A 19,413-nucleotide genomic window follows, 5' to 3' on the forward strand; every position below is an offset into this window, starting at 1 on the left:
TTCCGGTCGCGTCAGGTTGTCGGGAAAGCGCCGTTGATTAGCAAGAACGCTCCGACCAGCGCAACGCCAGAACCGGTCCGTGGCGCGCCTAAACGAACAAAGTCGCGTTCGGTTTCAGCCTGCGACAAAAAAGAATTCCTGAAACGGCGCTGAAAACCTCCCGTAGCTCGCCGCGACGAGGCGCCGAGCCCTTGAAGGTGCACGCCAGCGTCACTCAACCGGCCCGCGGCGATCGCGGGCTGCCATCACTCTCGGGAGACGAACCATGACGAAGCGAATTGCTCTGCTGACCGCCGCCGCCTTCAGCGCTCTGGCGCTCGCCGCCACCGTGAGCGTCCCGGCCTCCGCCGAATCCGGCAAGATGATGAAGAGCTCCGGCGACACCGTGATGGTCGGCGGCGCGCCGATGTATCCGTCGAAAAACATCGTCGAGAACGCCGTCAAGTCCAAGGATCACACCACGCTGGTCGCCGCCGTGAAGGCCGCCGGCCTGGTCAAGACGCTGGAGGGCAAGGGCCCGTTCACCGTGTTCGCGCCGACCAACATGGCGTTCGACAAGCTGCCGGCCGGCACCGTCGATACGCTGGTGAAGCCGGAGAACAAGAAGCAGCTCACCAAGATCCTCACCTATCATGTGGTACCCGGCAAGCTCGAAGCCGCGGACCTCACCGACGGCAAGAAGCTGAGGACGGTGGAAGGCGAGACCCTGACCGTAAAGCGGATGGGCGATCAGGTGATGCTGATCGACGCCAAGGGCGGAAGCTCGACCGTGACCATCCCGAACGTCAATCAGTCCAACGGCGTGATCCACGTGATCGATACCGTGCTGCTGCCGTCGTAATTGCGGGCTCACCTCCGCGGCGCATGATGTCCCCCTGGCGCCGCGGAGGCTGCGGCAAGCTGCCGCGAGCGAGGGCGCGGGCCGGGCAACCGGCTCGCGCTTTCGTGATCCCGCTCGCGTGCGAAGCCGCAATGATCGATAATCGGCAGTAACGAAATCGGCGCATTGCCCGTAATGTCCGGTGCAACCGCTGGCTTCCAGGAATAGGGCCGATGTCTACCACCATCCTGAATGAACCTGCCCCGACCACCGCGGCGATCGCCGAGCCCCGCGCCACCCTGCAGCCGGTGTGGGTGCGGGTGATGCATTGGATCAACGCCGCCGCGATGCTGGCGATGATCCTGTCCGGCTGGCAAATCTACAACGCCGCGCCGCTGTTCGACTTTCAGTTCACGCGGGCGCTGACGCTCGGCGGCTGGCTCGGCGGCGGACTGCTGTGGCACTTCGCAGCGATGTGGGTGCTGGTGATCAACGGCGTGCTGTATGTCATTCTCGGCTTCGCCACTGGCAGATTCCGGCGCAAGCTGTGGCCGATCACGTTGTCTGGCATCACCTCCGATTTGTCACAGGCGATCCGGCTCCGGCTCTCCCACAACGACCTCAGCCGCTACAACACAGTGCAGAAGCTGCTCTATGTCGGCGTCCTGATCGTCGGCGCGCTGTCGGTCGCATCGGGCCTCGCGATCTGGAAGCCGGTGCAATTCCATTCACTCACCGCGCTGCTCGGCGGCTACGACACCGCGCGCTACGTGCATTTCGGTGCGATGAGCGCCATCGTCGCGTTCTCGGCCATCCATATCCTGCTCGCCGCCCTGGTGCCGAAGGCGCTGCGGGCGATGATTATCGGGCGCTGACCCACGAAGCCGTTTCTCCGTCATGACGAGTGCGGCGAAGAAGCCAGAACACGGTGCACTTCGCTCCTCCCATTGACGCCAAGAGGACAAAGATATGCTGCGCATCAACAAACTGCTGATCCCGGGCGTCGACAAGAAGCTGCTGGTCCGCGATGCGGCCAAGCTGATGCCCGACGTGTCGCGGCGGCGTTTCCTCGCAGGGGGTGCCAGCCTCGGGGCGCTGACGCTACTGACCGGCTGCGACGTGGTCGACGGCGCCTCGGCCGAAACGCTGCTGGCCCAGGTGTCGAAGTTCAACGACGCGGTGCAGGCGGCGATCTTCAACCCGAACACGCTGGCGCCGACCTTCAGCGAGAAGGACATCACCCGGCCGTTTCCGTTCAACGCCTACTACTCGCTCGACGAAGCGCCGACGATCGACGGCAGCGACTGGAAGCTGGAGGTGTCGGGCCTGGTCCAGAACAAGAAGAGCTGGACGCTGCAGGAACTAACGCAGCTGCCCGAGGTGTCGCAGATCACCCGGCATGTCTGCGTCGAAGGCTGGAGCGCGATCGGCCATTGGAGCGGCGTTCGGCTGCGCGACTTCCTCGAACTGATCGGGGCCGACACCAAGGCGAACTACGTCTGGTTCCGCTGTGCCGACGACTACACCTCGCCGATCGATATGCCGACAGCGCTGCATCCGCAGACCCAGATGACCTTCAAGTTCGGCGGCGAGGTGCTGCCCCGCGCCTACGGCTATCCGATGAAGATCCGGATTCCGACCAAGCTAGGCTTCAAGAACCCCAAATACGTCGTGTCGATGGAAGTCACAAACGACTACAAAGGCGGCTATTGGGAAGACCAGGGCTACAACTCGTTCAGCGGGTTGTAGTCGCCTCTCACCCGCCCGTCATCCCGGACACGCGCAACGCACGTCACCCCCGAATATCGCGGCTGTTGTGGGCCGGCACGTGCCTCGCACGTCGCGATTCAGGGCTCGCTCACTGCGTGAGCGCCCCGGAATGACTCGTGGGAGTTCTGTCTCCCCAACAATCTCAAATGGTTCCACGCATGATCCGCGGCCAATCGCGTGTTGGCGTTGCGGCAGCCGCGGTGTTAGCGTCGCGCATCACGTTTCAGAACACGTCACGGGAGGTCCTGATGATCCTGCGAGCTTTGTTGTGCACCGGCGCGCTGCTCGGCGCCACCACGGCGGCGATGGCGGCGGACAGCGCCAAGGCGACGCTGAAGAACGCCGAAGGCGCCGAGGTCGGCACCGCACTGCTGACCGAGGGCAGCAAGGGCGTCACCATCAAGCTGGCGCTGAAGGGCCTGCCGCCGGGCGAACACGCTTTCCACATTCACGCGGTCGGCAAATGCGAGCCGCCGTTCACCTCGGCGGGCGGCCATTTCAATCCGGACAACAAGAAGCACGGCAAGATGGCCGAGGGCGGCGCCCATGCGGGCGACATGCCGAACCTCGATGTGCCGGCCTCCGGCGCGCTGAGCATCGACGTCGTCAACGACGCGGTGACGCTCGCCAAGGGCAAGCCGAACTCGGTGTTCAAGGACGGCGGCACCGCACTGGTGATCCACGCCAAGGCCGACGACTACAAAACCGACCCCGCCGGCAACGCCGGCGACCGCATCGCCTGCGGCGTGATCGAACAGTAGCCACCCGCACCGTCATCCCGGGGCGCGCGTAGCGCGAACCCGGGATCTCGACGTGTTCTGCGCGGGCACACGTCGCCCCAACTCCGGGATTCCGGGTTCGCGCTGCGCGCGCCCCGGAATGACGATGTTAGTTACTTCTCTGCAGCGGCCGTTGAAACGCCGACAGCGCGGCGCCGAGCGCCAGCGTTGCGGCGGAGACGGCGAGCGCGGATGACAGGCTGCCGATCGCGTCGGTGATGGCGCCGACCACCAGCGGGCCGAGCGTCTGGCCGATACCGAACGCGATGGTCATCGCGGCGATCGCGCCGGGCCAGGAGGCCTGCGGATAGTTGAAGCGGACGAATGCGGTCGTCGAGGCCACCACCGCGAAGAACGACACCCCGAACACCAGCGCCGAGGTTGCCAGCATCACGGGCGACAGGCTGAACAGCGGCAGCACGGCGCCGACTGCATTGACGGCGAGGATAATGGTGGTCGACAGCCCGCCGCGATGCAGCGCCATCACCCGGCGCCAGACCCAGGGCGTGACGAAGGCGCTGATCCCGATCAGGCACCAGAACGCGCTCTGCGCCGCCGCGCCGTCGCCGGCGTCGCGCACATACGCGATCATGAAGGTCATGTAGGCGATGTAGCCGGCGCCGAACATGAAGTAGCCGGCCAGATAGATCAGCACCGGAGCGATCCGGAATGGCGCGGCGCGGCCGCCGCCGAGACCGGCATCGACCCCGATCGGCGCCAGCAGCACCGGCAGCGCCATCGCGGCCGATAGCGCCGCCAGCACCAGCCAGCCGAGCCACCACGAGCCGGGTCCGGCCGCCTGCAGCAGGAATGGCGCGATCAACCCCGACGACAGGATGCCGATGCCGGGACCGGCATAGAACAGGCTGAGCAGAAACGCCGACCGCGCCGGCTGCGCCTGGGCGATCGTGGTGGCGAGCGCCCCGCCGGCCACGAATGCCAACGCCGCACCGATCCCGGCGATCAGCCGGGCGGCGGACAGCAGCGCGAAATTGCCGGAGATCGCGCACAGCACCAGCGAGGCGACGCAGGCCAGCGTGCCGACCCGCACGATTGCCGCCATGCCGAACCGGGCGACCAGCCGGGACGTCACCAGCGCGCCGGCCAGGTAGCCGGCCGCATTGATGGTGTTCATGAATCCGGCCGCCGAATACGACCAGCCGAGGCTGTCGCGCATGTCGGGCAGCAGCAGCGAATAGGCGAAACGGCCGATGCCGAGCCCCACGGTCGGCGCAAGCGACAGGATCAGGATCAGGCGCGCGGGATGAGCGGGCGCCGCCTCGGTGCGGTCGAGCAGGGTCAAGGAAGGTCTCCGGCACGGTCATTGTGACAGCGAATGCGCCCCACCCGCAACACGCACCGGCGGCAACACTGTCTTGCCAAGCCCGCACCGGCGATCTAGCACTCGGCCCGCGAATTCATTTCTTCCTGTCATGCCCGGGCTTGACCCGGGCATCCATCCTTCTCGAAACGATGGATCGCCGGGTCGAGCCCGGCGATGACGCTTGCAAGGACCCGATCATGGCAACGCACAATCTGCTTCTTCTTCCCGGCGACGGCATCGGCACCGAAGTGATGGCCGAGGTCAGCCGGCTGATCGACTGGCTCAACAAGGCCGGCATTGCCAGCTTCGAGACCGAGCACGGCCTGGTCGGCGGCGCCGCCTATGACGCCGACAAGGTCGCGATCACCGACGCCACCATGGCGCTGGCGCAAGCCTCCGACGCGGTGATCTTCGGCGCGGTCGGCGGCCCGAAGTGGGACGGCGTACCGTACGACGCACGCCCCGAAGCCGGCCTGCTGCGGCTGCGCAAGGATCTCGGGCTGTTCGCCAATCTGCGGCCGGCGGTGTGCTACCCGGCGCTGGCGGATTCCTCGAGCCTGAAGCGCGACGTGGTCGAAGGCCTCGACATCATGATCGTCCGCGAACTGACCGGCGGCGTGTATTTCGGCGAGCCGAAGACCATCACCGATCTCGGCAACGGCCAGAAGCGCGCGGTCGACACCCAGGTGTACGACACCTACGAGATCGAGCGGATCGGCCGGGTCGCGTTCGACCTCGCCCGCAAGCGCCGCAACAAGGTCACCTCGATGGAGAAGCGCAACGTCATGAAGACGGGCGTGCTCTGGAACGAAGTGATCACCGCCGTGCACGACCGCGAATACAAGGACGTCCAGCTCGACCACCAGCTCGCCGACTCGGGCGGCATGAACCTCGTGAAGTGGCCGAAGCAGTTCGACGTCATCGTCACCGACAACCTGTTCGGCGACATGCTGTCCGACATCGCCGCGATGCTGACGGGCTCCCTCGGCATGCTGCCGTCGGCCTCGCTCGGCGAACTCGACGCCAAGACCGGCAAGCGCAAGTCGATGTACGAGCCGGTGCATGGCTCGGCGCCCGACATCGCCGGCAAGGGCATGGCAAATCCGGTGGCGATGCTGGCGTCGTTCGGCATGGCGCTGCGCTACTCGCTCGACATGGGCGCGCTCGCCGACAAGCTCGACGAAGCGATCGCCGCGGTGCTGGCCAAGGGCCTGCGCACCGCCGACATCAAGAGCGAAGGCACCACGGTGATCTCGACCTCGCAAATGGGCGAAGCGATCGTCACCGAACTGCAGGCGCTGCACGCCTGACGAACGGTTTTCGCGGGCCTGCTCCGCGAAAACCGTCTCCAAGAAATCCGATGGACTGCCGGGCCAGCCCCGGCGGTCACGTCGAGCTAAAACAAAAAACGCCCGCCGAATTCGGCGGGCGTTTTCGTTTCTGGCGCTGTCGCGGGCGGCGGCAGGTGCCGCGGGCCGATCAGTACAGCGGGAAACCGGTCGGAGAGCCGCCGAGATCGGAGGCCGGATTGAGAGGCCAACGGTCGAGCGGGCGCTGGCCGTTCTCGCGGGCGAACGAGTAGCCCGGCGGGAAGGCGTAGTCGGAGAAGTGGCGTTCGCCCGGCTGCACTTCGGTGCCGGCGTCGAGCCAGGACCGCTTGGTGACGTACACACGTGTGCGGGGGCCGGCCTGATAGACCACGTTCGGGCCGCGGGAGCCGTAGCGGATCTGGTCGGAGGTGCCGTAAACCCGCTTCTTCTTCGGCGCGGCATCGGCATTGCTGACGCCGATCACGGCGACGGCGGCTGCCGCGAGCAGCACCGGCAACAGTCTGGCGGCAGTGGATTTCACGAACATCGGGGTCCCCATCGGCAGGCGCATTCCAGGTTCGTCCTTTGTAGCCGCCGCCGCACACCGGCCACAAGATCAATCCGGCAACACCGGCCGACAATCATTCAATCCGGCCGTCGCCAAAATGTTGCATCAACTCCAGGGCGTTACGCCGCCCCGACAGGTCTCCAGCTCATAGCCGGCCGCGCAGCGACGGGTCCTGCGGACCGGTCAGCCAGTCGGCGGACGCCGCCGAAGCCGCGGACTGATTCGGCCCACAGCTGCCGCGCCGCAGCTCGGCCTGGGCAAACGCCGCGGCCGTCGCCGCATCACCGCTCAGCAGCACCAGCCGGTCGAGCAGACAAGCCACCGCGGCCCGACGCTGCGGCGCGGTGTCGCCGCGGCAGGAGAAGCCGGAAATCCGCAAGCTCGCGACATCGATCGCTTTGACGAAGCCCAGACAAGAACCGGCCGGACGGTCGCTGCCAGCAAGGCTGAACAGCGGCATCGGGCCGAACTTGGTGTCGATCACGCCGGCGGTCTCGATCGTCGCGGTCCCGCCCGGGTCCATCCGGGCCGCCAGAGCGGCTTCGGCCGTGGCGCGGGACGTCTCACGACCGACCCGGTAGATCTCGATCTCGGCCGCCACCGGCTCGCCTGGCGTAGCGAGGCGCAGGATGTCTTTGCGTCCGCCATCCGGGTGATGCAGGATTTCGGTGGTCTCGGTCTTGCCCGGCCAATCGAGCTGACTGAGCGCGTAGGCCGGCTGCGACCGCGTCGCCACGCTCCAGCCCGGGCCGGCCTCTGCGGTGGTCGCCGCGGTGATCGCGGCGTCGGTCAGCGGATTGGCGGTGTAGAATACAATCAGGCCGATCAGCGCCAGCGCGCCCACATAGGCCATCACCCGCAATACCGCGTCACGGCACTCGTCGACGAAGCTATCCAGCGCCGGATGAATCCGGTGCCGGGAGGCTGCGGCGCGGAGGGCTGGGGTGCTTCGCATTGCGTGGGCTCGAACGGGTATTACGTTGTGTCCGAGGCGTTTCTCGCATAGAAGCGCTGACTTCTCCTTGCTGCGGCATGCCGCAGCGGAGCAAATTCCTTCGGAGAGTGAACGATGGGTTACAAAGTCGCGGTAGTGGGTGCGACCGGCAATGTCGGGCGTGAGATGCTCGCCATTCTGGACGAACGCAAGTTCCCGGCCGACGAGGTGGTGGCGCTGGCATCGCGCCGCTCGGTCGGCGTCGAGGTGAGCTACGGCGACAAAACCCTGAAATGCAAGGCGCTCGAGCACTACGACTTCAGCGACGTCGACATCTGCCTGATGTCGGCGGGCGGCAGCGTGTCGACCGAATGGTCGCCAAAGATCGGTGCGCAGGGCGCGGTGGTGATCGATAATTCCAGCGCGTGGCGGATGGATCCGGACGTGCCGCTGATCGTTCCGGAAGTGAACGCCGCGGCCGCCGCCGGCTTCACCAAGAAGAACATCATCGCCAACCCGAACTGCTCGACCGCGCAGCTCGTCGTGGCGCTGAAGCCGCTGCACGATGCCGCCAAGATCAAGCGCGTCGTGGTATCGACCTATCAGTCGGTGTCGGGCGCCGGCAAGGATGCGATGGACGAGCTGTTCTCGCAGACCAAGGCCGTCTACACCAACGACGAGCTGGTGAATAAGAAATTCCCGAAGCGGATCGCCTTCAACCTCATCCCGCAGATCGACGTCTTCATGGAAGACGGCTTTACCAAGGAAGAGTGGAAGATGGTGGTCGAGACTAAGAAGATCCTCGACCCCAAGATCAAACTGACCGCGACCTGCGTGCGCGTGCCGGTGTTCGTCAGCCATTCCGAAGCGGTCAACATCGAGTTCGAGAACCCGATCACCGCCGACGAGGCTCGCGAAATCCTGCGCAAGGCGCCGGGCTGCCTGGTGATCGACAAGCACGAGCCGGGCGGCTACGTCACGCCGTACGAAGCCGCCGGTGAGGACGCCACCTACATCAGCCGCATCCGCGAAGATGCGACGGTGGACAACGGCCTGGTGCTGTGGTGCGTCTCAGACAACCTGCGCAAGGGCGCGGCGCTGAACGCGATTCAGATCGCCGAAGTGCTGATCAACCGCAAGCTGATCACCGCCAAGAAGCAGGCGGCGTAATATCAGGCAGCCTGCGCGAACCGCGCGGTTCGCTTTGCTCGAAATCAACAATGGCCGGGGCTCGCCCCGGCCATTGGCGTATCAGGGCCATGATCGGTACTGACGAAGTCACGGCGAGACGCTAGGCTGTTTTCCGCTTCACCAGCCTTGATGCGTGCCATGACCGATCAACCTCATCCTGCAAAATCCCGCGCGCCCGGCAGCCGGGTCGAGCGCGGCTTCGAGACCGTGCTGTTCAACAGCCGCTGGCTGATGGCGCCGTTCTATTTCGGCCTCGTCATCAGCCTCGCGGTGCTGCTCTACAAATTCGTGATGCTGCTGTACGAATTCATCGTGCACGCCACGATCGCGAAGGAAGCCGATATCATCCTCGGCGTGCTCAGCCTGATCGACGTGTCGCTGACGGGCAATCTGGTGCTGATCGTGGTGTTCTCCGGCTACGAGAACTTCGTGTCGCGGATCGATCCCGGCAATCACCCGGACTGGCCGGAGTGGATGACCAAGGTCGATTTCGCCGGGCTGAAACAGAAGCTGCTGGCTTCGATCGTCGCGATCTCGGCGATCCAGGTGCTGAAAGCGTTCATGAACATCGACAGCTACGACCAGACCAAGCTCGCCTGGCTGGTCGGCATCCATCTGGTGTTCGTCGCCTCGACGCTGATCCTTGCGCTGTCGGACCGGCTCGGTCATCACGCCGACGACAAAGGCGGCCATTAGCCGCCTTCCGCTAGGCTACTTCCCGACACAGCGTCATGCGCGGGCCTGACCCGCGCATCCATCCCGCGCGCACCGCGGTGAAGAGAGCCAAGAGCTGTCACGACGCGACGGATTTCCGAGCCGAGACCGGCGATGGCGTCGCGCCCGCCTCACACCACCTTCACGGCCGGCACAAACTGCTTGCTCTCCTGATCGAGCACGAACAGATCGCCGTCGGCGACGCCGAAATAGGCGCCGTGGAGTTGCAGCTTGCCGCGCTCGACCAGGATCTTGACGCAGGGGAATGTCATCAGGTTCTCGATGCTGCGGAACACCGCCGCCTTTTCGATCCGGGTGCGGAAGTCCTGCACGGTTTCGTGGTCGCGCTTTTCGACCACTTCGCCAGGCTTGGTGAACATCTGCATCCAGCGGCCGATGAAGTCGCTTTCGGTCAGCGGCGGGGTCTTGTCGGTGAACGCCTTGATGCCGCCGCACAGCGCGTGGCCGAGCACCACGATGTGCTTCACCCTCAACACCTGCACGGCGAACTCCAGCGCCGCCGAGACGCCGTGGGCGCCGCCGTCCGGCTCGTACACCGGCACCAGATTGGCGACATTGCGCACCACGAACATTTCGCCCGGTCCGGCGTCGAAGATCACCTCCGGCGAGACCCGGCTGTCGCAGCAGCCGATCAGCATCACTTCCGGCGACTGACCGCGCTCGGAGAGTTCGCGGAAGCGGCTCTGCTCGGTCGGCAGCCGCTGCGTCCGGAACGCCTCGTAACCGTCGATCAGTGACTTCGGAAAGGATGTCATCGGCGCAGTTCCCTCCTTCGGGGTGCGGGGGTGAGGCGCGTCAGCGAACGATACCGACGTCACAACGCGCGCGGCCTGATGCCGCTCGCATAATCACAGGACGGGTCCGCGAACAAGCCTTCCGACCGGATGATACAGATGCTATCGGCTCGGACGTTTTTATGACGCCGAAGGGGGAACCATGATTCGACCGCGCCGCAGCCTGTTGTTCATGCCGGGATCGAACGCGCGGGCGCTTGAAAAGGCCCGGCTGCTGCCCGCCGACGGCCTGATCCTGGACCTCGAAGACGCGGTGGCGCCGGACGCCAAGGATACGGCGCGCGATCAGATCGCCACGGCGGTGGCCGCCAAGGGCTACGGCAAGCGCGAGATCCTGGTGCGGATCAACGCCCTCGACACCGCGTGGTGGCAGGACGACATCGCAATGGCGGCGAAGGCGGGGCCGGACGGCATTCTGGTGCCGAAGGTCTCGACCATCGAAGACATCGCCACCGTCGGCAACAAGCTCGCCGAGCTCGGCGCCGATCCATCGATCCGGGTCTGGATCATGATCGAGACCGCGCGCGGCGTGCTGCACGCCGAAGAGCTGGCGGCTCAGAAGCAGGATCCGAAGTCGCGTCTGGAAGGCTTCGTGTTCGGCCCGAACGACATTTCCCGCGAAACCGGGATCCGGATGCTGCCCGGCCGCTCCACCATGCTGTCGATGATCACGCATTGCGTGCTCGCCGCTCGCGTCCACGGCCTGATCGCGCTCGACGGTCCCTATAGCGACATCGGCAATGTCGATGGTCTCTCGGAAGAGTGCGCGCAGGCCCGCGATCTCGGCTTCGACGGCAAGACCCTGATCCACCCCGGCCAGATCGACGCCTGCAACGCGGCCTTCACGCCGCCGCCTGATGACGTCGCCCAGGCCCGCAAGATCCTGGCGGCGTTCGAGCGGCCGGAGAACCAGGGCCGCGGCGCGATCCAGCTCGATGGCCGCATGGTCGAACGCCTGCACGCCGAAATTGCCAAGAAGACGATCGCGATCGCCGATGCGATCGAAACGGCGGGCCACTAAGCGCCAGGGACATCACTCAGTCGGGCGTCATTCCGGGGCGCGAGCGATAGCTCGCGAACCTGGAATCCCGAGATTGTTGTGCGACCGGCGGTGCTTTGAACGTCGAGATTCCGGGTCCGCCGCTTCGCGGCGTCCCGGAATGACGGAGCTTGGGCCTAAGCCTTCCGATCAGGCCGCCCGTACCGACGCGAGGAAGTTTCCGACCTCGGCGCGGAGGCGGCTGCTCTCGCTCGACAGCGATTTGGCGGCCGACAGCACCTGCACCGAGGCTGCGCCGGTCTCGCGCGCGCCGGCCTGGACGCGGGCGATGTCCTCGTCGACCTGCGAAGTGCCATGGGCGGCGTGCTGGATGTTGACCGCGATGTCCTGGGTGGCCATGCCCTGCTCTTCGACCGCGGAGGCGATCGAGGAGGAGATCTCCGACATCTGGCCGATGATCGAGCAGATCTCCTTGATGGCCGCCACCGACTCGCCGGTCGCCGCCTGAATGCCGTTGATCTGCTGGCCGATCTCGCCGGTGGCCTTGCCGGTCTGCTCGGCCAGCGCCTTGACCTCCGACGCCACCACGGCGAAGCCGCGGCCTGCTTCGCCGGCCCGGGCGGCTTCGATCGTCGCGTTCAGCGCCAGCAGATTGGTTTGGCCTGCGATATTGCTGATCAGCTCGACGACGTCCCCGATCCGGGCCGCAGCGGCCGACAATTCGCTGACGCGTTCATTGGTCCGGCGCGCCTGATCGGCCGCCTCGTTCGCCACGTTGGCGGAGGTCTGCACCTGCCGACCGATCTCGTGCACCGACGCGGTCAGCTCCTCGCTGGCCGAGGCCACCGACTGCACGCCGGCAGAGGCTTCCTGCGACGACGAGGCGACGCCCACCGCCAGTTCGAGCGAGCGCGCCGCGGTCGAGGACAGCGAGTGCGCGGCGGCTTCCAGTTCGTTGGCGGCCGACGACACGGTCTTGATGATCTCGCCGACCGCGTCTTCGAAGCCGTCGGCGAGCCGCGCCATATCGGCCTTGCGCTGCTCGGCGGCGAGGTGCTCCTGCCGGCTCTTCTCGGCGGCCTCGTGGTTCGCCTTCTCCTCGGCGTTGGCCTTGATCGCGGTGATCGCCTTGGCCATGCCGCCGATCTCGTCGCTGCGGCCAGCCCCTGGGATCACCACGTCGAGCATGCCGGCGGCCATCGCCTGCATGGCGGCGGTGAGACGCACCAATGGACGAACCATGCCGACTGCGAGACCCGCGACGCCGAGCGCGATCAGCAGCGCCGCAAAGCCCGACAAAATCCACACGATGGTCGAGTAGCTGCCGACCTGGCGCGCAGCTTCGGTTTCGAGTTCGGCGTTCTCGGCATTGGCGCGTTTGACGATGTCGTCGATGATGGCGCGATGCGCCGCATAGCTTGAATCGAGCTTGGTGTAGGCGGCTTCGGCCGCCGCTTCGTCACCTGCGCTCAAGGCCGGGATCAGCTCCTGTTCGGCCGCTCTCCAAAACTTCTGCACCGCCGCGTCAGAGTCGACGGTCAGCCGCGTCTTCAAAGCCGGATCGAGTTGGGAGCCCGACCAGTATTTCTGCCGATCGAGATAGTCGCGGTGCAGCTGCTCGAGCTTTGCCGCATGGGCGCGCCATTCGGACGGACGGCGCAACGCCAGCGTCGCTTCCAGATAGGCTTCGATCACATAGGCCGGTGGCGGCAGGATGTCGGCGACCAGATCGTTGCCAAGCTTGATCTGCGAATACAGGGGCCCGCCGACCCGCAATTGATTGAGCGCCATGATGTTGGTCGTCAGCATCGCCGTGAGGCTCACCAAAACAACCACGGCGAAAGCGACGATCATCGATGTGATCGAAAGACGAATTTTCATGACGTTAGTCTCGGGTGGATCAGTTTCGATCTGATTAGTTCCACCGACTTAAGACGACGTTACGCCACGGGAGAATCCGTATCCAAAGATCGTAATCACACGAGGCGAAAACGACATACTCCCGTCATTCAACAATCACGCGAAGGCACGATTCTACGCAACGCAGAACCGCTTTTAGATTACTTCCAATCAGATGAATCCGCGTCACATCTGCGTCGTTAGTTCGAGACGGGCGGGGTGCAGACAGCCGTCGTTACGAACGCAAATTTCGAGACGCGTAGCACGCATGCATTGCGACGATGCGGCGCGCGAGTCCATACGACCATCGTGGCAGGGTCGCGGATCGGATCCGCGCCGCGCTTGGCACCGTCATTGCTAACGATCAAAATCAAGGCAGCGCCTCAATGCGATGCAAGCGTCGGCATTGCGGGTTGAGAAGCTTGAAGTAAGCGGAGACGCAATCGCGTGGTCGCATAGCGCGCTTCATCGATGGATCGAAGCCACCGCTCCGCGGAGCTCGCGATGCCGAACGCCTACTCTCGCCGCGGCGGACTCGGACAACCCCAGAATCCCTGCTTTGAAGCCGACGTGACGCCAAAAACGCAAATGGCCGGGTCGAACCCGGCCATCACGTAGCTTGATCAGCGAACCGTCCGACTGAGCAAAAGCAGCGACATTCATCGCCGCTTGTCTCCCCGCGCCGGACCAGGAGGCCGGGGCGTTACGCCCAGGCGCGCTCGGTCTTCAGCTTGGTCTCGTAGGCGTCGATCGACGGCTTCTTTTCCAGCGTCAGGCCGATGTCGTCGAGACCGTTGATCAGGCAGTGCTTGCGGAACGGGTCGATCTCGAACTTGATCACGCCACCGTCCGGACCGCGGATTTCCTGCGCCGGCAAGTCGATCGTCAGCGTGGCGTTGGAGCCGCGCTCGGCGTCGTCGAACAGCTTGTCGAGCTCGGCCTGCGACACGCGGATCGGCAGCACGCCGTTCTTGAAGCAGTTATTGTAGAAAATGTCGCCGAACGAGGTCGAGATCACGCAGCGGATGCCGAAATCGAGCAGCGCCCAGGGGGCGTGCTCACGGCTTGAGCCGCAGCCGAAATTGTCGCCGGCAACCAGGATCTTGGCGCTGCGATAGGCCGGCTTGTTGAGGATGAAATCCGGGTTCTCGCTGCCGTCGTCCTTGTAGCGCTGTTCCGAGAACAGGCCCTTGCCGAGACCGGTGCGCTTGATGGTCTTCAGGTACTGCTTGGGAATGATCATGTCGGTGTCGACATTGATGATCTTCAGCGGCGCCGCGACGCCTTCCAGCGTGGTGAACTTGTCCATCGTCAGGTCTCCGGGGTTTCAAATGGTCTTAACGCCCCTTGGCCGGCGGTCAAGCCGGCAAACCGCAGGGCCGCGCGCGGCAGGCTCAATCCTCGGCCAGCTCGTCGGCTTTGGCCTCGATCGCTTCCATATCGTCGTCGGACAGGCCGAAATGGTGGCCGATCTCGTGCACCAGGACATGGCGGACGATTTCGCCCAGGCTGTCGTCGTGCTCGGCCCAATAGTCGAGGATCGGCCGGCGATACAGCCAGATCATATTGGGCATCGGGGCGACGTCCTGGCTGGAGCGCTGCGGCAGGCCGATGCCCTGAAACAGCCCGAGCACGTCGAATTCCGTCTCGGCCCCGAGCTCTTCGAGCACTTCCTCGGTGGCGAAATCGTCGACCCGGATGATGACGTCCTCACACAGCGACCGAAACTCGCCGGGCAGGCGGGCGAACATCTCGTGCGCCATCTGTTCGAGCTCGGCGAGGGAGGGGGCTTTGGCATTGATCCACATACCGGCCGTTGTACGCGATCGGGTGGGGGCGGCAAGCGGCTTGCGGTTGACGACAGCGCCGTGATCGGGGACGTTGCCGCGGGGCTTTGAGGGGGCGGATGGCATGGACCAGCGCAGCAAGGGGCGGATTACGATCGCAGCGGCAACGCTGGGACTGGGGCTGGCTGTCAGCCTGACGGCGACCGTTCTGGCGGGGGCCCAGCAGGCGGTGGCCGCCACCGAGCGCCCAGCGGCTGATCGCCTCACCGACGTGTCGTCGCAGGAGCGGGTTCGCCGGGCGCCGCGGCGGGTGCCGGTCTATCCGCGCGATGAGGGCGACGACGTCATCCCGCGCTACAACCCGGGCCCGAACGCGGTCCGTGACTGTACCGCCAGCTACGTCCAGGAATATCGCCCGAGCGGCACCGTGATCGTGCCGCGGATGAACTGCTTCTGGCGCCGCGGTTGAGCCTCGCCTTAGCCTGAAGGCTTCGCAGCGACGCCGCGTTGGTACGCCAAGTACCAAGCAAATCCGAGGTCTTTCCGGAACTTCGCACGCTGATCGCGCATTGCTGTGCGGCGAGTGGCGCATTCACTCCGCATTCACGTCGTGCGCGTCAGCCTGATTGTCAGGGGGTCATGCCGAGCGGCCCGCCGACCGCCAGCAAGCGGCCGGACGCGCGTCGCCAACCAAGGAGCTGTTGGATGAAGATTCTGAAATGGTCGGGCCTGGCTGCGATCGCCGGTCTGTTGCTGATCGCTGCCCCCGGCGAACGCGCCGAGGCGGCGCCGCTGTCGACCCCGGGTATCGCCGCCGCGGTCCAGCGGGACGCCATCCCGCAGGCGACCGAAGTGCAGTACCGGCATCACCGGCACATGCACCGCCATCACTACCGTGGGCACCGTCACCACCACATTCGTCGGCACTACGGCCACCGGCACCACCATCATCATTACCGGCATCATCATCACCGCCATTGGCGCTGATACGGATCGGTTACCAACGGGCCCGCAAACGCGGGCCCGTTTTCATTGCGGCGGTTGCATTTCGGCGGGTTGCGCCGACATGATGGCCAGCAACAGCCGATGGAGGTGACGATGCGGACATGGATCGGAGCGGCCATTGTGGCGACGGCGCTCGGCGTCGCCGGTCCCGCGGGCGCAACTCCTGTAAGCACCGCCCAGGCACCCAGCGTGACGGCACCCGGCGTGACGACATCGCAGGCGACCGATATCAGCGCGCGGCAGCGCAAGCCGCACGCCAAGCATCGCCACGTCCGGCGCCATGCGCCGCCGCACCGCACCTATGTGTATGGGCCGCGCGGCAGCTACGACTATAACGCCCGCCCGCATTGGTACCGGCCAGACCCGGTGTCGCCGTTCTTCCCGTTCAGCTACGGCTGGGGCCTCGGGCCGTCGTGGTAAGCGCCGCGGCGCTGCCGCTGCAGGCGGCCTTCGGCGCATTCATCACGCGTTCAGTCAGCCAGCCCTAGCGTCGCGATTCTGGTGCAACGACAATGCGCCGCCTGCGGCGCAGGGAGAGGTGAGATGGCGGATCTGCGCGTGATCCATTTGCCTGCAACTCAATCCTTGCGACCTTCGCCGGGGCCTCTGCGGCTGGTTCGCCGGATCGGTGCGGCGGCGCTGATGGCAGCCGCGGCGCTGACGATTTCAGCGATCACACCGCGCCCAGCGCTGGCGCTGTCCCCGGCTACTCCCGCGACCAAATCCATCAGCTCTGCTGCTGCAACACAGCCGATCCAGGTGCAACATCATTTCGGCCATGGCGGCGGCGGTCCCCGCGTCGGCGGATTCCATGGCGGCGGTTTCCGGGGCGGTGGTTTCCGGGGAGGACCTGCATTCCATGGCGGCTTCCGCGGCGGACCGGCGGTTGGACCACGGTTCTATGGCGGCGGACGGCATTTCTACGGCGGCCCGCGGGTGTATGGCGCACCGCGCTTCTACGGACGGCCGCGTTACTTCGGCGCTCGTCACTACGGCTTCCACCGTCGTTACTATCGGCCGCGCGTCTACGGCTATTACGGGCCGGCTTATTACGGCTCCGCCTACTACTACCCGGCCTACGGCTACTACCGGCCGCGGGTCTGCCGCGTGGTGTGGACCTATTACGGCCCGCGCCGCATCTGCCATGTCCGACACTGGCGTCACCACTGGCACCGGCACTGGCGGCATCATCACCGCCACCATCATCACCATCGCCACTGGCGCGGGTACTGACCGATCTCAAAAGCAAAACAGGCGCCCCGAGGGGCGCCTGTTTGGTTGTCAGTTCGACCGGTGCTTAGTGCCAGTCGCGGATGTCGACGAAGTGGCCGGCGATCGCGGCGGCGGCGGCCATCGCGGGCGACACCAGATGGGTGCGCCCCTTGAAGCCCTGACGGCCCTCGAAGTTGCGGTTCGAGGTCGAGGCGCAGCGCTCTTCAGGCGCCAGCTTGTCGGGGTTCATGGCGAGACACATCGAGCAGCCCGGCTCGCGCCATTCGAAGCCGGCCTTGATGAAGATCTTGTCCAGACCCTCGGCCTCGGCCTGTTCCTTCACCAGTCCGGAGCCCGGCACGATGATGGCGTTGACGTTGGCGTTGACGGTCTTGCCCTCGGCGACCTTGGCGGCGGCGCGCAGGTCTTCGATGCGGCCGTTGGTGCAGGAGCCGATGAACATCCGGTCGATCTTGATGTCGGTGATCTTGGTGCCGGGGGTCAGGCCCATATAGGCCAGCGCGCGCTCCTTGGAGAGCCGCTTGGCTTCATCGGCGATGTCAGCCGGGTTCGGCACGCGGCCAGTGACCGAGATCACGTCCTCGGGGCTGGTGCCCCAGGTGACGATCGGCGGCAACGCGGCGGCGTCGAGCTTCAGCTCGTGATCGAAATGCGCGCCGTCGTCGGAGCGCAGCGTCTCCCAATAGCGCAGCGCGGCGTCCCAGGCAGCGCCGTTCGGCGCCAGCGGACGACCCTTCAGGAATTCGTAGGCGCGCTCGTCGGGCGCGATCAGGCCGGCGCGGGCGCCGCCTTCGATCGACATATTGCAGACCGTCATGCGGCCTTCCATCGACAGCGAGCGGATCGCGTCGCCGGCGTATTCCAGCACGTAGCCGGTGCCGCCCGCGGTGCCGATCTCACCGATGATCGCCAGGATCACGTCCTTGGCGGTGACGCCGTCCGGCAGCTTGCCGTCGACCGTCACGCGCATGTTCTTGGCCTTCTTTTGGATCAGCGTTTGGGTCGCCAGCACATGCTCGACCTCGGAGGTGCCGATGCCGTGCGCCAGCGCGCCGAACGCGCCGTGGGTCGAGGTGTGGCTGTCACCGCAAACGATAGTGGTGCCGGGCAGCGTGAAGCCCTGCTCCGGGCCGATGACGTGGACCACGCCCTGACGCTTGTCGAACTCGTTGTAGTAGGTGATGCCGAAGTCGCGGGCGTTCTCCGCCAGCGCGGCGATCTGCTCGGCGCTTTCCGGATCGGGATTGGGCTTGGAGCGATCCGTGGTCGGCACGTTGTGATCGACCACCGCCAGCGTTTTCTCCGGCGCGTGCACCTTGCGGCCGGCGGTGCGCAGACCTTCGAACGCCTGCGGCGAAGTCACTTCGTGCACCAGATGGCGGTCGATATACAGCAGGCAGGTGCCGTCTTCGGCCTCGTGGACCAGATGGTCGTTCCAGATCTTGTCGTACAGCGTGGTGGGCTTAGCGGACATGGTGTCGGTCCTTCGGAAGGATCTTTGATTTGTCGAAGTGAGCAGGATCGCGCGGCGCCAATGCGCCGTCGGCTGATCAGCTAATCAGCGCGGCCGTGGTCAGCCGGCCGAAGAACCGCCACGGCAGGCGGCTGCGGTCGTCGAGCACAATCTTCGAGGCGTGGCGGCGGTTTGGAAACATTCCATCCATATAGCACGTCGCGGCAGGGCCACAACGCTTCGCCGAGCAGACAGGCGCACGGCGCAGGCGCAACAAAAAAGCGCGACCCGAAGGCCGCGCTTTCGAAATCCGAAATGTCGAAGCGCCGATTACTCGGCGGCAGCGGCCGCGACGGTGCGGTCCTGCTTCTTCTCGACGATGCGGGCCGACTTGCCGCGCAGGTTGCGCAGGTAATACAGCTTGGCGCGACGCACCTTGCCGCGGCGCACAACCTTGATCGAATCGATCATCGGCGACAGCAGCGGGAACACGCGCTCCACGCCCTCGCCGTACGAGATCTTGCGCACAGTGAAGCTCTCGTTGATGCCGCCGCCCGAGCGGCCGATGCAGACGCCTTCGTAGGCCTGCACGCGCGAACGCTCGCCTTCGACGACCTTCACGTTGACGATCACGGTATCACCGGGACCGAACTCCGGAATCGTCTTGCCGGCCGACAGCTTGTCGAACTGCTCTTTTTCGAGCGTCTGAATCAGGTTCATCGATAATTCTCCATCGGCGGCGCGCCCGACCATCCCGGCGCGGGCTGCGCAAAGATCCATTGTCCTGCCATTGCACGGATTTGGCGGTGCT

The 19,413-nt window shown here is 65.5% G+C and carries 21 protein-coding genes; 12 read left to right on the top strand and 9 right to left on the bottom strand.

Annotated features, from left to right (window positions below):
- The first annotated feature begins 265 nt into the window (after nt 1-265).
- The 4 genes from RPPS3_RS01140 to RPPS3_RS01155 all read left to right on the top strand — a co-directional run bounded on the left by RPPS3_RS01140 (nt 266) and on the right by RPPS3_RS01155 (nt 3,351).
- Nucleotides 266-841 carry a fasciclin domain-containing protein gene (locus RPPS3_RS01140; RefSeq protein ID WP_107342471.1) on the top strand — a complete coding sequence of 192 codons (576 nt, stop codon included), beginning with the start codon at nt 266-268 and terminating at the stop codon, nt 839-841.
- 212 nt (nt 842-1,053) lie between these two features.
- The gene (locus RPPS3_RS01145) at nt 1,054-1,695 is read left to right on the top strand and encodes a cytochrome b/b6 domain-containing protein (protein WP_107342472.1); all 642 of its coding nucleotides are present in this window, start codon (nt 1,054-1,056) and stop codon (nt 1,693-1,695) included.
- A 94-nt stretch (nt 1,696-1,789) separates the two neighbouring features.
- Nucleotides 1,790-2,569 (top strand): molybdopterin-dependent oxidoreductase, encoded by a 780-nt coding sequence (locus tag RPPS3_RS01150; RefSeq protein WP_107342473.1) that lies wholly within the window; start codon nt 1,790-1,792, stop codon nt 2,567-2,569.
- 269 nt (nt 2,570-2,838) lie between these two features.
- Nucleotides 2,839-3,351, top strand: a complete 513-nt coding sequence (locus tag RPPS3_RS01155; RefSeq protein ID WP_107346375.1) for a superoxide dismutase family protein — start codon at nt 2,839-2,841, stop codon at nt 3,349-3,351.
- Between the two features lie 127 nt (nt 3,352-3,478).
- Here RPPS3_RS01155 and RPPS3_RS01160 read toward each other — a convergent pair whose 3' ends face one another.
- Nucleotides 3,479-4,672 carry a YbfB/YjiJ family MFS transporter gene (locus tag RPPS3_RS01160; protein ID WP_107342474.1) on the bottom strand — a complete coding sequence of 398 codons (1,194 nt, stop codon included), beginning with the start codon at nt 4,670-4,672 and terminating at the stop codon, nt 3,479-3,481.
- A 218-nt stretch (nt 4,673-4,890) separates the two neighbouring features.
- On the opposite strand from RPPS3_RS01160, the gene leuB reads away from it, so the two are divergent.
- Nucleotides 4,891-6,003, top strand: a complete 1,113-nt coding sequence (gene leuB / locus RPPS3_RS01165) for a 3-isopropylmalate dehydrogenase (RefSeq protein ID WP_107346376.1) — start codon at nt 4,891-4,893, stop codon at nt 6,001-6,003.
- 169 nt (nt 6,004-6,172) lie between these two features.
- Here the strand turns inward: leuB and RPPS3_RS01170 are convergent, their stop codons facing one another.
- Entirely contained in the window at nt 6,173-6,574 is a 402-nt protein-coding gene (locus tag RPPS3_RS01170) for a hypothetical protein (protein ID WP_012493995.1), read from the bottom strand.
- Between the two features lie 142 nt (nt 6,575-6,716).
- A complete protein-coding gene (locus RPPS3_RS01175; protein ID WP_107342475.1) occupies nt 6,717-7,526 on the bottom strand; it encodes a hypothetical protein in 810 nt (269 codons plus the stop codon).
- Nucleotides 7,527-7,640: 114 nt separating this feature from the next.
- On the opposite strand from RPPS3_RS01175, the gene RPPS3_RS01180 reads away from it, so the two are divergent.
- Nucleotides 7,641-8,675, top strand: coding sequence for an aspartate-semialdehyde dehydrogenase (locus RPPS3_RS01180; protein ID WP_107342476.1), 1,035 nt, complete (start codon nt 7,641-7,643; stop codon nt 8,673-8,675).
- 159 nt (nt 8,676-8,834) lie between these two features.
- Complete coding sequence (locus RPPS3_RS01185; RefSeq protein WP_107342477.1) at nt 8,835-9,392, top strand: TIGR00645 family protein; 558 nt, start codon at nt 8,835-8,837, stop codon at nt 9,390-9,392.
- Between the two features lie 149 nt (nt 9,393-9,541).
- On the opposite strand, the gene RPPS3_RS01190 is transcribed toward RPPS3_RS01185, so the two are convergent.
- Nucleotides 9,542-10,186 (bottom strand): carbonic anhydrase, encoded by a 645-nt coding sequence (locus RPPS3_RS01190; RefSeq protein WP_107342478.1) that lies wholly within the window; start codon nt 10,184-10,186, stop codon nt 9,542-9,544.
- A gap of 181 nt (nt 10,187-10,367) precedes the next feature.
- On the opposite strand from RPPS3_RS01190, the gene RPPS3_RS01195 reads away from it, so the two are divergent.
- The gene (locus tag RPPS3_RS01195) at nt 10,368-11,246 is read left to right on the top strand and encodes an HpcH/HpaI aldolase/citrate lyase family protein (protein WP_107342479.1); all 879 of its coding nucleotides are present in this window, start codon (nt 10,368-10,370) and stop codon (nt 11,244-11,246) included.
- Nucleotides 11,247-11,414: 168 nt separating this feature from the next.
- Here the strand turns inward: RPPS3_RS01195 and RPPS3_RS01200 are convergent, their stop codons facing one another.
- The 3 genes from RPPS3_RS01200 to RPPS3_RS01210 form a co-directional block, all read right to left on the bottom strand.
- Nucleotides 11,415-13,106, bottom strand: a complete 1,692-nt coding sequence (locus tag RPPS3_RS01200; protein ID WP_107342480.1) for a methyl-accepting chemotaxis protein — start codon at nt 13,104-13,106, stop codon at nt 11,415-11,417.
- Nucleotides 13,107-13,827: 721 nt separating this feature from the next.
- On the bottom strand, nt 13,828-14,433 hold the full coding sequence (leuD, locus tag RPPS3_RS01205) for a 3-isopropylmalate dehydratase small subunit (protein WP_107342481.1): 606 nt from the start codon (nt 14,431-14,433) through the stop codon (nt 13,828-13,830).
- Nucleotides 14,434-14,518: 85 nt separating this feature from the next.
- The gene (locus tag RPPS3_RS01210) at nt 14,519-14,932 is read right to left on the bottom strand and encodes a metallopeptidase family protein (RefSeq protein ID WP_107342482.1); all 414 of its coding nucleotides are present in this window, start codon (nt 14,930-14,932) and stop codon (nt 14,519-14,521) included.
- A 103-nt stretch (nt 14,933-15,035) separates the two neighbouring features.
- Between RPPS3_RS01210 and RPPS3_RS01215 the strand changes: the two genes are divergently transcribed.
- From RPPS3_RS01215 to RPPS3_RS01230, 4 genes are all read left to right on the top strand, one after another.
- The gene (locus RPPS3_RS01215) at nt 15,036-15,380 is read left to right on the top strand and encodes a hypothetical protein (RefSeq protein ID WP_107342483.1); all 345 of its coding nucleotides are present in this window, start codon (nt 15,036-15,038) and stop codon (nt 15,378-15,380) included.
- Nucleotides 15,381-15,616: 236 nt separating this feature from the next.
- Complete coding sequence (locus RPPS3_RS01220; protein WP_107342484.1) at nt 15,617-15,898, top strand: hypothetical protein; 282 nt, start codon at nt 15,617-15,619, stop codon at nt 15,896-15,898.
- 111 nt (nt 15,899-16,009) lie between these two features.
- On the top strand, nt 16,010-16,336 hold the full coding sequence (locus RPPS3_RS01225; RefSeq protein WP_199852180.1) for a hypothetical protein: 327 nt from the start codon (nt 16,010-16,012) through the stop codon (nt 16,334-16,336).
- A 123-nt stretch (nt 16,337-16,459) separates the two neighbouring features.
- Complete coding sequence (locus tag RPPS3_RS01230) at nt 16,460-17,149, top strand: hypothetical protein (RefSeq protein WP_107342486.1); 690 nt, start codon at nt 16,460-16,462, stop codon at nt 17,147-17,149.
- A 64-nt stretch (nt 17,150-17,213) separates the two neighbouring features.
- On the opposite strand, the gene leuC is transcribed toward RPPS3_RS01230, so the two are convergent.
- Together leuC and rplS are read right to left on the bottom strand one after the other, a co-directional pair.
- Nucleotides 17,214-18,623, bottom strand: a complete 1,410-nt coding sequence (gene leuC, locus RPPS3_RS01235) for a 3-isopropylmalate dehydratase large subunit (RefSeq protein WP_107342487.1) — start codon at nt 18,621-18,623, stop codon at nt 17,214-17,216.
- Between the two features lie 309 nt (nt 18,624-18,932).
- Nucleotides 18,933-19,322 (bottom strand): 50S ribosomal protein L19, encoded by a 390-nt coding sequence (gene rplS, locus RPPS3_RS01240; RefSeq protein ID WP_107346377.1) that lies wholly within the window; start codon nt 19,320-19,322, stop codon nt 18,933-18,935.
- Nucleotides 19,323-19,413: the final 91 nt, after the last annotated feature.

Source organism: Rhodopseudomonas palustris, from assembly GCF_003031265.1.
GTDB lineage: Bacteria > Pseudomonadota > Alphaproteobacteria > Rhizobiales > Xanthobacteraceae > Rhodopseudomonas > Rhodopseudomonas palustris_H.

What these genes read in the sequence shown, in the direction of transcription:
- RPPS3_RS01140 (WP_107342471.1), top strand. Translation starts at nt 266, where the DNA reads ATGACGAAGCGAATTGCTCTGCTGACCGCCGCCGCCTTCAGCGCTCTG.
- RPPS3_RS01145 (WP_107342472.1), top strand. Translation starts at nt 1,054, where the DNA reads ATGTCTACCACCATCCTGAATGAACCTGCCCCGACCACCGCGGCGATC.
- RPPS3_RS01150 (WP_107342473.1), top strand. Translation starts at nt 1,790, where the DNA reads ATGCTGCGCATCAACAAACTGCTGATCCCGGGCGTCGACAAGAAGCTG.
- RPPS3_RS01155 (WP_107346375.1), top strand. Translation starts at nt 2,839, where the DNA reads ATGATCCTGCGAGCTTTGTTGTGCACCGGCGCGCTGCTCGGCGCCACC.
- leuB (WP_107346376.1), top strand. Translation starts at nt 4,891, where the DNA reads ATGGCAACGCACAATCTGCTTCTTCTTCCCGGCGACGGCATCGGCACC.
- RPPS3_RS01170 (WP_012493995.1), bottom strand. Translation starts at nt 6,574, where the DNA reads ATGCGCCTGCCGATGGGGACCCCGATGTTCGTGAAATCCACTGCCGCC.
- RPPS3_RS01175 (WP_107342475.1), bottom strand. Translation starts at nt 7,526, where the DNA reads ATGCGAAGCACCCCAGCCCTCCGCGCCGCAGCCTCCCGGCACCGGATT.
- RPPS3_RS01180 (WP_107342476.1), top strand. Translation starts at nt 7,641, where the DNA reads ATGGGTTACAAAGTCGCGGTAGTGGGTGCGACCGGCAATGTCGGGCGT.
- RPPS3_RS01185 (WP_107342477.1), top strand. Translation starts at nt 8,835, where the DNA reads ATGACCGATCAACCTCATCCTGCAAAATCCCGCGCGCCCGGCAGCCGG.
- RPPS3_RS01190 (WP_107342478.1), bottom strand. Translation starts at nt 10,186, where the DNA reads ATGACATCCTTTCCGAAGTCACTGATCGACGGTTACGAGGCGTTCCGG.
- RPPS3_RS01195 (WP_107342479.1), top strand. Translation starts at nt 10,368, where the DNA reads ATGATTCGACCGCGCCGCAGCCTGTTGTTCATGCCGGGATCGAACGCG.
- RPPS3_RS01200 (WP_107342480.1), bottom strand. Translation starts at nt 13,106, where the DNA reads ATGAAAATTCGTCTTTCGATCACATCGATGATCGTCGCTTTCGCCGTG.
- leuD (WP_107342481.1), bottom strand. Translation starts at nt 14,433, where the DNA reads ATGGACAAGTTCACCACGCTGGAAGGCGTCGCGGCGCCGCTGAAGATC.
- RPPS3_RS01210 (WP_107342482.1), bottom strand. Translation starts at nt 14,932, where the DNA reads ATGTGGATCAATGCCAAAGCCCCCTCCCTCGCCGAGCTCGAACAGATG.
- RPPS3_RS01215 (WP_107342483.1), top strand. Translation starts at nt 15,036, where the DNA reads ATGGACCAGCGCAGCAAGGGGCGGATTACGATCGCAGCGGCAACGCTG.
- RPPS3_RS01220 (WP_107342484.1), top strand. Translation starts at nt 15,617, where the DNA reads ATGAAGATTCTGAAATGGTCGGGCCTGGCTGCGATCGCCGGTCTGTTG.
- RPPS3_RS01225 (WP_199852180.1), top strand. Translation starts at nt 16,010, where the DNA reads ATGCGGACATGGATCGGAGCGGCCATTGTGGCGACGGCGCTCGGCGTC.
- RPPS3_RS01230 (WP_107342486.1), top strand. Translation starts at nt 16,460, where the DNA reads ATGGCGGATCTGCGCGTGATCCATTTGCCTGCAACTCAATCCTTGCGA.
- leuC (WP_107342487.1), bottom strand. Translation starts at nt 18,623, where the DNA reads ATGTCCGCTAAGCCCACCACGCTGTACGACAAGATCTGGAACGACCAT.
- rplS (WP_107346377.1), bottom strand. Translation starts at nt 19,322, where the DNA reads ATGAACCTGATTCAGACGCTCGAAAAAGAGCAGTTCGACAAGCTGTCG.